This window comes from Roseibium sp. (assembly GCF_025698965.1).
Classification (GTDB): Bacteria; Pseudomonadota; Alphaproteobacteria; order Rhizobiales; family Stappiaceae; genus Roseibium.
In genome coordinates, this window is the sequence record NZ_JAILWL010000160.1 from 1 (window position 1) to 12,179 (window position 12,179).

14 protein-coding genes are annotated in these 12,179 nt (G+C 55.9%); 12 read left to right on the top strand and 2 right to left on the bottom strand.

Annotated elements, in window-relative coordinates:
• The 12 genes from K5905_RS14445 to K5905_RS14500 form a co-directional block, all read left to right on the top strand.
• Nucleotides 1-374, top strand: a 374-nt coding sequence (locus K5905_RS14445) for an SMP-30/gluconolactonase/LRE family protein (protein WP_297585106.1), incomplete at its 5' end; no start/stop codon positions are given.
• Nucleotides 375-403: 29 nt separating this feature from the next.
• Entirely contained in the window at nt 404-1,441 is a 1,038-nt protein-coding gene (locus K5905_RS14450) for a sugar ABC transporter substrate-binding protein (protein WP_297585109.1), read from the top strand.
• Nucleotides 1,442-1,497: 56 nt separating this feature from the next.
• Nucleotides 1,498-3,063, top strand: a complete 1,566-nt coding sequence (locus K5905_RS14455) for a sugar ABC transporter ATP-binding protein (RefSeq protein ID WP_297585111.1) — start codon at nt 1,498-1,500, stop codon at nt 3,061-3,063.
• The gene (locus K5905_RS14460; RefSeq protein WP_297585114.1) at nt 3,060-4,046 is read left to right on the top strand and encodes an ABC transporter permease; all 987 of its coding nucleotides are present in this window, start codon (nt 3,060-3,062) and stop codon (nt 4,044-4,046) included. Before K5905_RS14455 ends, K5905_RS14460 begins: the two co-directional genes overlap by 4 nt.
• A 3-nt stretch (nt 4,047-4,049) precedes the next feature.
• Nucleotides 4,050-4,838, top strand: coding sequence for an SDR family NAD(P)-dependent oxidoreductase (locus tag K5905_RS14465; RefSeq protein ID WP_297585117.1), 789 nt, complete (start codon nt 4,050-4,052; stop codon nt 4,836-4,838).
• Between the two features lie 25 nt (nt 4,839-4,863).
• Nucleotides 4,864-5,358, top strand: coding sequence for a lactoylglutathione lyase family protein (locus K5905_RS14470; protein WP_297585120.1), 495 nt, complete (start codon nt 4,864-4,866; stop codon nt 5,356-5,358).
• Nucleotides 5,351-6,379, top strand: coding sequence for a C-terminal binding protein (locus K5905_RS14475; protein ID WP_297585123.1), 1,029 nt, complete (start codon nt 5,351-5,353; stop codon nt 6,377-6,379). Before K5905_RS14470 ends, K5905_RS14475 begins: the two co-directional genes overlap by 8 nt.
• A 16-nt stretch (nt 6,380-6,395) precedes the next feature.
• The gene (locus K5905_RS14480) at nt 6,396-7,067 is read left to right on the top strand and encodes an RraA family protein (RefSeq protein ID WP_297585126.1); all 672 of its coding nucleotides are present in this window, start codon (nt 6,396-6,398) and stop codon (nt 7,065-7,067) included.
• Nucleotides 7,048-7,968 carry a 2-dehydro-3-deoxygalactonokinase gene (locus K5905_RS14485; protein ID WP_297585129.1) on the top strand — a complete coding sequence of 307 codons (921 nt, stop codon included), beginning with the start codon at nt 7,048-7,050 and terminating at the stop codon, nt 7,966-7,968. Before K5905_RS14480 ends, K5905_RS14485 begins: the two co-directional genes overlap by 20 nt.
• Nucleotides 7,965-8,597 carry a 2-dehydro-3-deoxy-6-phosphogalactonate aldolase gene (locus K5905_RS14490; protein ID WP_297585131.1) on the top strand — a complete coding sequence of 211 codons (633 nt, stop codon included), beginning with the start codon at nt 7,965-7,967 and terminating at the stop codon, nt 8,595-8,597. The genes K5905_RS14485 and K5905_RS14490 overlap by 4 nt, the downstream gene beginning before the upstream one ends.
• Complete coding sequence (locus tag K5905_RS14495; protein WP_297585134.1) at nt 8,594-9,298, top strand: SDR family NAD(P)-dependent oxidoreductase; 705 nt, start codon at nt 8,594-8,596, stop codon at nt 9,296-9,298. The genes K5905_RS14490 and K5905_RS14495 overlap by 4 nt, the downstream gene beginning before the upstream one ends.
• An 11-nt stretch (nt 9,299-9,309) precedes the next feature.
• The gene (locus tag K5905_RS14500) at nt 9,310-9,828 is read left to right on the top strand and encodes a 2,4'-dihydroxyacetophenone dioxygenase family protein (protein ID WP_297585136.1); all 519 of its coding nucleotides are present in this window, start codon (nt 9,310-9,312) and stop codon (nt 9,826-9,828) included.
• 84 nt (nt 9,829-9,912) lie between these two features.
• On the opposite strand, the gene K5905_RS14505 is transcribed toward K5905_RS14500, so the two are convergent.
• Nucleotides 9,913-11,118: an alpha-hydroxy acid oxidase gene (locus K5905_RS14505; RefSeq protein ID WP_297585138.1), complete on the bottom strand. Its 1,206-nt coding sequence runs from the start codon at nt 11,116-11,118 to the stop codon at nt 9,913-9,915.
• Between the two features lie 244 nt (nt 11,119-11,362).
• The gene (locus K5905_RS14510; protein ID WP_297585141.1) at nt 11,363-12,031 is read right to left on the bottom strand and encodes a GntR family transcriptional regulator; all 669 of its coding nucleotides are present in this window, start codon (nt 12,029-12,031) and stop codon (nt 11,363-11,365) included.
• Between the last annotated feature and the right edge of the window lie 148 nt (nt 12,032-12,179).

Consider the following 12,179-nt stretch of genomic DNA (forward strand, 5'->3'; position numbering starts at 1 on the left):
CGATCCGGGCATATCCCTATGACACAGAAACCGGCCTGATTGGAAAGCCTGAAATCCATTGCGACATGCGGGATGAACCGGGATTGCCGGATGGTTCCTGTGTCGATGCAGAAGGCGGGGTCTGGAATGCAGAGTGGGAAGGCCGCCGTGTGGTCAGAGTTGCTCCGGACGGAAGCATTGATCGGGTGATCGAAGTGCCGGTCTGGAAGCCGACTTGCTGCACGTTCGGTGGAGCTGATCTCGACACACTTTTCATCACCACTTCGCGATTGGCGAGCTCCCGGGAGGTTCTCGATGCAGAGCCTGCTTCTGGAGGGTTGTTCGCCGTCAAACCAGGCGTCAGGGGCGTTGAAGACGCGCCTTTCGCCGGATGATTTTTCACAAACACCTCGGGAGGAGACACATGAAAAATCTAATGAAATCAATCGTATTGGGCGCTAGCGTTACTATGATGAGTGCAGGAGCGTCCGTTGCCGGTGACTACCCGGCGTCCGTGCCGCTCCAGGATGGAGCCCAAGCGGCAATGGACACGATCAAACCAGTGAATGAAACGTTCCGTGTCGCGTACATGCCACCGGCAACCGAATTCAACTATTACATCGCGATCGGTGAAGGCATCAAAAAGGTCGCTGCCGAAAAAGGTGTCGAAGTCTTCATGCTTGCTCCGCAAAGCGGCGCCGATATCAACGGACAGATGGGCATGATCCAGGACGTTCTGACACAGGACGTGGACGCGATCATCTTCGGCACCCATGACGAATTCGCGGCAGCACCTTTGCTGAAAAAGGCGGTCGACAAAGGCGTCGCTGTTGTCATGATCAACTCCGACATCCCGAACTTTCCGACCCCTATCCACGGCGTGGTTGGTTACGCGCAGCGCAAGGGTACGCACAAGATCGCCGACTGGGCGATTGCGAAGGCCGACGGAAAACCCGTCAAGGTGGGGATCATCGAAGGTCAGCCCGGCTACCACTCAACCGAGCGTGTCGGCGGTTTTCTTGACGGTATTAAGGACGCGGACAATTTCGAAGTAGTCGTTTCCATCGACGGCAAGTGGAATGTCGAAGGTGGCAACACGGCGGGCATGGACATTCTCCAGTCTCATCCCGATATCGATATGCTCTTTGCTGCCAACGACTATATGGCGATCGGGGCGTCCTATGCTGCCAAGGCCATGGGCCAGCGTGATCTGACCATCCTTGGAAATGATGGCGACACTTCAGGCCTTGAGGAAATCGCGGCAGGCAATTTCACCGCGACGGTCAACACCGTGCCCTTCCTGATGGGACAGGCGGCCATGAACGCCACGATGGATGCCCTTGACGGGACGTTTGAAGGCGGATGGATCGAAATCCCGACGACCATCGTCGACGGGAGCAACGTGGTTCAGGTGCTTCAAGAACCTGAAAAGCTCTATCCGCAACCATCCAAGTCCTACTGATCCTTTTGAAAGGCAGCCGTGCGGCGTCTTCGGATGCCGCCGGCAGCAGATTGCGTATGAAAGCTGAACGTATCCAGGCCAAACCGATGACGTCGATTTCTGAAATCAAAGAACCGCTTTGGGAAGTGATTGATCTTGTTAAGCGCTATCCTGGTGTTGTTGCCAATGATCACGTGTCATTGAAGCTGTTCGAGGGGTCCATTCATGGACTGCTGGGCGAAAACGGCTGCGGCAAGTCAACCCTGATCAAGATGTTGTCCGGAGTCCAACCCCCCGATGCCGGCCGCATCAGGTGCCGGGGAGAAGACGTTCAGCTTCACAGCCCAACGGATGCGCGCGCCAAGGGAATTGCAACCGTTTTCCAGGAATTTTCGATCGTGCCATCGTTGACGGTGGCCGAGAACATTTTTCTGGGCAGGCTGCCGACAGGCAAGTTTGGCGGTGTCGACTGGGCTGCGATGAACCGTGAGGCAAAAGCCGTACTTGCGGAAATGGAGGTCGATCTCGATCCCGAAGACATCACGGGTGACCTTTCCGTGGCCGAGCAGCAACTGGTCGAAATCGCCAAAGCTTTGGCCTCGGATGCAAGCATGATCATTCTTGACGAGCCGACAGCGGCACTTGGTCTGTCGGAAATCGATCATCTGCACAAGCTGTTACGGCGGATGCGCGAGAACGGATGCGCCATTCTCTATGTTTCGCACCGGCTGGATGAAGTGGAACGGATTGTCGATGAAGTCACGATCCTCCGCGGCGGTCAGGTGGTGCGGGCCAGCGGTGAAACCGAAATATCCGTCGACAACATTGTCGCTGCGATGATCGGCGAAGATGTCGGCGAACACTATCCAAAAACCAACAATTCGCGTGAAGAGATCGTATTGGAAGCCAGAGGACTGACGACCGCGAAGGGCGTTTCCGATGCATCCTTCTCGGTGCAGGCTGGTGAGGTTCTGGGTCTAGGCGGTGTTCTGGGATCCGGCCGCACCGAAATTGCGCTTGGCCTGTTCGGAGTTGATCCGCTTCTGGCTGGCGAGCTGAAGATCCACGGCAAACCTGTCAAGATCAAAAGCCCCATGGACGCAATTCGCGCCGGGATGGCACTCGTGTCCGAAAACAGGAAGTTTGACGGTCTGTTTCCCAATTTCGCCGCCGGTGGCAACATCACCGCAGCAGGTCTTTCCAGCATTACTCGCGCCGGATTTCTCCATCTCGCGACCGAAGACAAGGTGACAGCCGAGTATATCCGCAAATTGGAGATCTCTCCCCAGGCCGATTCCAAAACAATCAACCTGTTGTCGGGTGGTAATCAGCAGAAGGTGATCCTGGCTCGTTGGCTGTTTTGCAACGCCGACATTTTGATTTTCGACGAGCCTACGCAGGGTATCGACGTCGGTGCCAAACTTGCGGTCTACCGGCTGATCAACGAGCTCACCGCCCAGGGCAAATCGATCATTCTCATCAGCTCAGACCACGATGAGCTACTGGCCATGAGCGATCGGATCGCCACCGTTCAGCACGGAACCGTGATTGGTATCACCAAGGCGTCTGAGCTTTCGCATGTCGACCTGGTGAAAGCGTCTTCCGACGAGGCAACCCACAAATTACAGGAGTCAGCGGCATGAAACGAATATTCGACGCGCAACTGCTCGGCCCGGCGATCGCCCTGATTGTCATTGCAACACTTGTTGCCCTGACAACGGACCGGTTTCTCAATCCGGGGAACCTGTCCAACCTGTCCCTTCAGGTCAGTATCGTCGCACTGATTGCGATCGGCTCGACCATCGTCATCATCACCGCCGGAATTGATCTGAGCGCCGGATCCATGGTTGCGCTCCTGACGATGTTGCTGGCCGAGATGCTCAAATTCATGGGCCTGCCGCTGCCGCTTGCGATTCTTCTCGTCCTGGGTTGTGGGTTGACACTCGGCCTGACCAATGGGGTGCTAACCGCCTATCTGCGCATTCCGTCTTTCATTACTACGCTTGCCGGTCTGATCGCCTTCCGTGGATTGGCGCTGCTGTTCAACAACGGCTCTCCGATCTTCTCGCTGGACCCGAACCTTGAGCCGCTGTTTTACGGGTCGCTCCTAGGGATTCCGCTGCCGTTCTATTACCTGGTGTTCTTTTACGGTCTCGCCGCCGTGGTGATGAACTATTCCAAGCTCGGCCGCGAAATCTACGCAATTGGCGGCAATCCCTCGGCTGCCGCTTTGTCGGGTATCAATGTGCGTCGTGTGCAGACCTATGCGTTCGCCATTGCCGGTTTCATGACAGCTGTCGGTGCCATCTTGATGTCGGCTCGTTTGAACTCCGGATCGCCGAATTACGGACAGACGCTTGAACTGCAAGCCATCGCGGCGGCCGTGGTCGGCGGCGCCAGCCTGGCAGGCGGGCGCGGCAATGTGCTTGCGACCCTTATCGGTTCCCTGACCATTGTCGTTGTTCAAAACGCACTCAATCTGAATGCCGTGCCGACGTCGGTGCAAAACATTGTCCTTGGCATGATCATTCTCGCTGCTGTCGGTGTCGACATGTGGCGCAACGAACTCTCGAGCAAGATCAGCGCGTTGTTCTCGCTGTCGTCCACCAAACAGCGAGGAGCATAGGTCATGGATCTCGAACTTCAGGGAAAACGTGTCCTTGTAACCGGTTCTGGTGCAGGCATCGGTAAAGCGACAGCAAAGGCATTTCTAGGGGAGGGGGCAAGCGTCATCGTCAATGGTCTCACGGAACAGGAAGTCGATGATTGTGTTGCCGATCTCCGCCGGTTCGGAGATGTCAGCGGATTGGCCGCCGACCTGACCAGGACCGAAGATGCTGAGGCGCTGTTCAACTTCGCAACCGGGTCGGGGCCGGTGGACATCCTGGTGAACAACGTCGGTATTTTTTCCGTCAAGGCGTTTGAGGATCTGACCGACGATGAATGGCTTTCCTATTTCAATATCAACGTTCTGAGTGCGGTTCGCATGAGCCGGCTCATTCTTCCGAGCATGCTGAAGCGAAATGCGGGAGCTATCGTTAATCTTGCCAGCGAAGCGGCTGTTAAACCGTTGCCGCAGATGGTCCACTACTCAGTCACAAAGACCGCGATGCTGGGTTTGACCCGAGGTATGGCCGAGTTGACCAAAGGCACGAAGGTACGCGTGAATTCTGTACTTCCAGGGCCGACCTGGACAGAGGGGGTCCAGAATTACTTCGAAGGCCTTGCTGTTCAAAAAGGTGAGCCTATCGACGAGATCGTCTCGAATTACTTCCAGAACGACGAACCTACCTCGCTCATTCAACGATTTGTCGAGCCCGACGAAGTGGCTCGAATGATTACGTTTGTTGCTGCATCCGGTGCCGCCAACGGCGCGGGTTACCGCGTCGAGGGCGGCATCATTCGAAGCATTATCTGAACACCGAAACACAACGGAGCACACTATGCCTGCACTCACCTTTTCTCACATCGGCATTACCGTCCCGGACCTTGAGAAAGCCGTTGAGTTCTACACAAAAGCGTTTGGCTTTTATCAAATCATGGGTCCGACGGAGATCCAGCACGACGACAGTGCGATCGGCCAGATGTGTGACGACGTCTTTGGCGAAGGCTGGGGATCGTTCCGCATCGCCCACCTGAGCACCGGCGACGGTGTAGGTATCGAACTTTTCGAGTTTCCGAACACCAAGCAGGAAGAGAACCCCTTCGAATACTGGCGTCCTGGCCTTTTCCATTTCTGCCTGCAGGATGAGGACTTGGAGGCTCGCGTCAAGGTTATTGAGAGCCTTGGCGGCAGGCAGCGCATGAAAGAAGTGCGCAGGTACTATCCGGGCGAAAAGCCGTATCGCATGGTCTATTGCGAAGACCCGTTCGGCAACATCATCGAACTTTACAGCCATTCGTACGAACTCACTTATTCGGCGGGTGCTTATGTCTGATGTTCCGGAAATGCCCTGGCGCGACGACCGGCCCAAAGTGGTGATCACCGATTTCGATTTCGGCGACATCGATGTGGAACGGAATATTCTCGAAGCCGTGGGAGCTGAAGTCGTCGGTCTGCAGAGCAAACAGGAAGATGACCTCTTCGATGCGGCGCGCGATTGCGCCGCCATGATCAATCAGTATGCGCGCATCGGACGGGCGACGATCTCACAGATGCAAAAATGCGAAGTTATTGCGCGCTACGGTGTTGGCGTCGACATCGTTGATGTCGACGCCGCGAGTGAACGCGGCATCCTGGTCACCAACGTGCAGGATTATTGTACCGAGGAAGTCGCCGACCACGCGATTGCACTGTGGCTTGCACTTGCGCGGAAGCTGTCCGACTACGACCGGGCAACCCACAACGGGATCTGGCGCTGGCAAAGCGGACAGCCGGTTTACAGGATACGGGGGCGGACGATGGGCGTCGTATCGCTCGGAAAAATCGGTCAAGCGATTGCTCGCCGGGCAAGGGCCTTTGGTGTCTCGATTATTGCCTATGATCCGTTTTTGCCAGAGGCATTTGCGAGGCAGAACAACGTCGAGCTGGTCACAAAGGACGAGTTACTCAAGCGCAGTGACTATGTCCTTATGCAAGCCCCGATGACACCCCAGACGCGTCATTTTCTGTCGGATGCGGAGTTCGCGGAGATGAAGCCCGGCGCGATCCTGGTCAACACCGGCCGCGGCCCGACCGTCGACAACGCCGCGCTCTATCGGGCGTTGACCGAAGGGAGACTGGCGGCGGCCGGCCTGGACGACCCGGAAGAGGAACCGGCAAAACGGGCCTCTTGGGACCCGGCGGATAACCCGCTGTTCAGTCTGCCGAACGTCCTGGTGACGCCTCACGCAGCCTACTATTCAGAGGAATCGATCACGGCGGCCCGCACGATCGCCGCGACCCAAGTCGCCAAAGTTCTCACAAAACAGAAGCCGGATTTTCCGGTGAACTCATCGGCGCTGAGTCTTTCCGCGTAACATAGGAACAATAGGAATGCTTAAAGAATTCAATGATTTCGAACGCCGTCCAGATCTTCTGGAAAAGTTCGATCAAGTCGTGCAATGCTACTCTGCCACGGCTGTTTTTGCCGATGTGCAATACCGCACAGGCGTAATGGACAGCGGTATCAAGCCGGCTTTCAGGGCGAAGGTCACCGGGCAGGCAATCACAGTTCAATTGTCCAAGGGAGATCTCGTCGATCCTCTGAAGGCGCTGGAGATGGGGAAGCCTGGCGACATTATCGTGGTGGACGCCGGAGGAGACCCGAACACGTCCGTTTGCGGTGGTCTGATGGGCGGATTGGCCCAAAATCGCGGCATTCGCGGAATGATCGTGGACGGCGCCGGTCGGGATACCGACGAACTGGAAGAGATCGGCTGGCCTATCTGGACCCGTGCAATTACGCCGCGTGGAACGCACACCATGTTTTCCGGTCGCAAGGAAGAGCTCTCCATCAATGTTCCGATCCAGTGCGGGGGCATCGTCGTCAAGCCGGGCGATTTCATCGTGGCCGATCTGATGGGCGTTACTGTTGTTCCGCTGGAGCGGGCCGAAGAGGCCGTCAGGCAGGCACAGGAGCAGGCAGATAGGGAAGAGGAAACCCGCAAGTGGGTTGCAAAAGGTAAGACCGTCGAGGATTTGCTAAATGAATTCGGCCGTATCTGACGCCGCTCTGATCGGAATGGACTGGGGGACATCTTCCCTGCGCGCTTTTTTGATCGGAATGGACGGCGAAGTATTGGACGTGATTTCCACCTCCCTGGGAATCATGCACGTGGAGGACCGAGACTTTGACTCGGTCTTCCATGACCTTCTGCAGGTCTGGCTCGCTGAGAAGACTTTGCCCATCATTGCCTCCGGCATGATTACAAGCCGAAATGGCTGGGTGGAAACGCCTTATGTTCAGGTTCCTTCGGGCATTGACGAACTCGCTTCGGCGCTTGTGACGCATGAAACGTCAAAGGGCGTTCGGCTGCAATTTGTGACGGGGATGACCACGGAACACGATGGCGCCCCGGACGTCATGCGGGGGGAGGAGACCCAAATCGTCGGTGCGTCAGCTGCCGGGCTGGGCGACGGTGTCTATGTCATGCCGGGAACGCACAGCAAATGGATCACTGTTTCGGACGGACGGATCGGTGACTACATGACTTACATGACCGGGGAATTGTTCGGGACGCTGAAGTCGCACACGATCCTCGGAAGCTTGATGGAAGACGGGCCGTTCAACGAAACTGGGTTCCGGTTGGGCGTGAAGTCGGGATTGTCCTCAAAAGGAAATCTTCTTCACGAACTCTTTCATGTCCGCACACTGCCTCTGTTCGGCAAGATTTCGGAAGAAATGTCGGCGGATTATCTGTCCGGAATGTTGATCGGCGCGGAGGTAAGATACGCCGCCAAGTCGCTTAAGTCCGACCAGAATGTGACAATTGTCGGTCGGGGAGACCTGGCGGACCGGTACGAGATCGCCTTGGCGGTGGCAGAACTGGGAAGTCGAAGGGCACCGGACAACATTGTCGCGCGGGGCCACTTCCTGATCGCCAAATCAGCTGGATTGATTTCATGAAGGCATGGAACGATGCGATGGCGCACAATCCACTGATCGCCATCTTGCGCGGCCTTACACCGGAGACTGCGATTGATGTTGCCGGGGTGCTCGTTGAAGCCGGGTTCCGGATTATCGAGGTACCGCTGAATTCGCCAAATCCTCTGGTATCGATTTCGAAGATTGCAGATAGATTTGGCGATCGGATCGTTGTCGGAGCAGGAACTGTTTTGTCGGCGGACAAGGTCGAAGCTGTTGTTGATGCAGGCGGGAAGCTGATCGTAGCACCGAACTTGAAACCAGGCGTCGGCGAAATGACGATAAAACTGGGGGGGCATTGGTGCCCGGGTGTCTTCTCGCCAACCGAAGCATTTGACGCATTGGAACACGGCGCATCTGTTCTAAAGTTCTTTCCCGCCGAAATGGTGCCGCCAGGGGCGATTTCCGCGATGAGGGCGGTCTTGCCCAAGGACGCAATCGTCGCAGCCGTCGGTGGTATCACGCCGGAGACGATGGCTGACTACCATAGGGCCGGTTCAAACAGTTTCGGCCTTGGATCTGCACTTTACAAACCGGATTATTCGGTCGAGGAAATAGCACGTCGCGCAAAAACCTTCGTCGCAGCCTTCAGGGAGTTGGCCGATCAATGAACCGGAACGTCGTCATCACAGGTGGAACACGAGGCATTGGCGCAGGTGTGGCCGAAGTCATGTCCAGGTCCGGCTGGCATGTGATTTCGGCAGGTGTCTCCGAAAAAGAGATCGCCGAGTTCTCCGGCAGCAAGGATATTGATTTGCAGCTGTTGGACGTGACGGACGACGCCTCGGTCGAAAGACTTTTTTCCCGCTTTGAAAAACTGGATGCGTTGGTGAATTGTGCCGGCATTCTGCTTCGCGAAAAGGAATATGAGCTGGACGCCTTTCAAAAAGTGATCGACGTCAATCTGACCGGGACGATGCGCTGCTCACTTGCTGCGTACCCGCTTCTGCTGGCGTCCGGCGGCGCCATTGTGAACACGGCTTCCATGCTCAGTTTTTTCGGTGGACCTTTGGTGCCCGCCTATTCAGCGTCCAAAGGCGGGGTTGCGCAGCTGACAAAGGCCCTGGCCGCAAAGTGGGCGCCGGACGGAATTCGGGTGAATGCTGTGGCACCGGGTTGGATCGAGACGGAAATGACGGAAGGCCTGCGGCGCGATACCAGTCGGAACGACACCATTGTGGGCCGAACGCCGCTTAACCGCTGGGGTCAGGTCGAGGAGGTCGGTGCTCTTGTCAATTGGCTTCTTTCGGCAGAAGCAGGTTTTGTCACCGGCGCGGTCTATCCTGTAGATGGCGGTTATTCGGCGGTTTGAGGAGATATGAAATGCCTTTAGATGCAGATCCGCGGATGCCGTACCAGTTGCCTTTTCCAAAAGACGCGCAGGATGAGATTGTCGTTCCTTCCGCGATTCCGGACGACGAGCGCATATGGGTGCCTCAAGCTGAGAATGTCTGGTTTCGACCCTTGTGTCTTAACAGAAGCCAAGGTTACTGGGTAAACCTGCTGAGGGTCAGAAAATCCGGTGTCCTGTCCCGTCACCGGCATCCGAACCCCGTTCATGGTTACGTCCTGAAGGGCCGCTGGCATTACCTGGAACATGATTGGGTTGCCGAGGCGGGCGGTTACGTCTATGAGCCGCCCGGCGAAACCCATACGCTCGTCGTTCCCGACGATGTCGTGGAAATGATTACGCTTTTTCAAGTCAACGGCATCATGTATTACGTCGACCCCTACGGCAAACCACTTGGATATGAAGACGTTTTCACCAAGATCGACATGTGCCGAAAACACTATGCTGATGTCGGCCTCGGCGAAGACTATGTCGATCAGTTCTTGCGGTAGCGCCGGAGGTGAGGTCGTTGCGAACATATATGGCGATGAAATAGCGTGTTCTCCGTGTTTCTGTTCGCAATGTCCGGGTGTGGGTTAACTTCCGAAACCGTTACGCCTGCTGGATGACAGCGTTCGCGCCTCAACGTATTCAGGCTCCCCGTCAAGCAAAAGATAGTCTGCGAGCTTCTTCAGGTCTTCTTGGCCGAGTTGGCTCATATTTGCCTGAATGTCCGATCTTAAGACGTGAACCAGATGATCAATGCCCTCTGCACCGAAGGCTGCAACCGCGTAGTGAAACGCCCGACCGATCATCACAAAATTCGCCCCCATCGCCAAGGCGCGCATGATGTCCAGGCCGCCGGCCACCCCGGAATCGTAGATGAGCGGAACATCCGAACCAACCGCCTCGCGGATTTTTGGAAGCTGGTTGATAACGGCCGGGCCTGCTTCGAACTGGCGTCCCGAATGGTTCGAAACCCAGATGGCGTCCACACCTTCCGACACAAGTCGTTTTGCGTCCGCAGGACGTTGAACACCCTTCACGATCAGGTCGCCCTCCCATTCCTGCCGCAGCTCTCGAAGGTAGTTCCAGTCAGGGCAACCGCGTATCAATCGGCCGGCGTGGGTAAAGCTCTCGCGCCCCCGCGAAGGCACGTAGTCGTCGAAAAACCGCATCCTGGGCATGATGCCTTCCCGAAGATGAGACAGACACCATGCGGGACATTTGGCCATAGACCAAAGCGTCAGCAGGTCAGTCTTCGGAGGAACAGTCAGGTTCGCACGCCTTTGTCGTTCGCGCCGGCTTTCTTCCGGAACGTCGACCGTCATAATCAGTTTCTTGAAACCAGCGTCTTTGATGCGCCCAAGCATTGCGCGCCTTACCTTGGCGGAGCTGACCGGATAGTGCTGGTACCAACCGTTGTCGCCAATGTAGTCAGCAACGTCCTCCGGTGAGGCAACGGCAACACTGGACTGGCAGTAAGGTATATTGAGGCTAACCGCGGCTTTTGCCAGCAAACGTTCGGCACCAGCCCAAACCAGCCCGGACATTCCAACGGGCGCGATACCGAATGGCAAGTCGAACGTTTGCCCCATAAACCGGGTCTTTTGATTGGCTTCGATATGCCCTTTTAAAATACTCGGCATGAAACCAATCGCATCAAGCGCATCGCGGTTGATTTTCAAACCGAGTTCCCGGCCCGTGGCGCTGTCCAGATACTCAAAGACAAAGTTGGGAATCCTGCGCCTTGCGCGCTGCCTGAGATCGTCGACCGACGGATAAGACAGATCCAGTTCCATCTCGTGAACCTCAATTTCGTTATGATTTGTAGAAACGTGCCGTGAATTGCGTGAATTCCATCGGCGAATTTGGAGACGGGTTGTCCGGAAAGCCGGTTTGAATTCCCGCCATTGCATATGGCAGACTGGCAAATCCGAATGTGCCCAAGGGCAATCCTTTCTGGTGATTTTGGAGCTATTTGGTTCGCTCATGTCGGTCGAATGGTTCACGAATTGACTGGCACGTATCGAAAACTCAGTTCGCTTATCCGTTTGGTTCTGTGACCAGCTCTTCATAGACTTGCTCGCCTCGATAAATCTGTTTTTTCAGCACAGCTCGGGCCTTGCGATCCTTTCCGACCTTCAGGGCATGCAAGATGTCGGTATGTTCGGCCAGCGACAAATCCGTTCGAAGGTGTCCGCGCGAGAGATGCGTCCGTATCGTCGCCACCTTGCTTGCCGCCATCTGATAGGAAGCTTTCACATAAGGGTTTTCGGCTCGGTCGAAAAATGCCGCATGGAAGGCGGTATCAAGTTCCAGGTAGCGCTTGAAGTTGCCGTTCTCATGCGCCGTTTGCATTTCCGCGCAAATAGCCTCCAGATCAGCAATCAGACGATCCCGGTTGTGACGAAGGGCCATGTCCAGGGCGAGGGTCTCCATCGCATGCCTGAAATCGCAGAGCTGGGTTACACATTCGCGTTTCAGGGTGAACACAAAAAAACCGCGTTGAGGAAAGCTGGTCACCAACCCTTCTCTTGAGAGAAGGGACAAACCTTCTCGGATCGGTGTCTTGCTGATCCCGAGGCGCCGGGTCAATTGCACCTCCGGCAGAGCCTCTCCAAGCCCGAACTCGCCCTGGATTATGGCATTTCGAATTGCGTCCGCTGCACCTTCGCTCAGCGCCGCTGGTCGTTTGATCGTTGTGCTGTCCATAAGTCTCGCACCGTGCCTTCTCTAGTTTGAAGCAAGATACCAGAAAATAATTGCAGCGCAATATTAGATCTGGTATATCAGATCGAATATTGCGCAGGGAGCGCGATTTCAAAACCTCGGGGAGGAGAATTTGATGAAGAAACTGGCA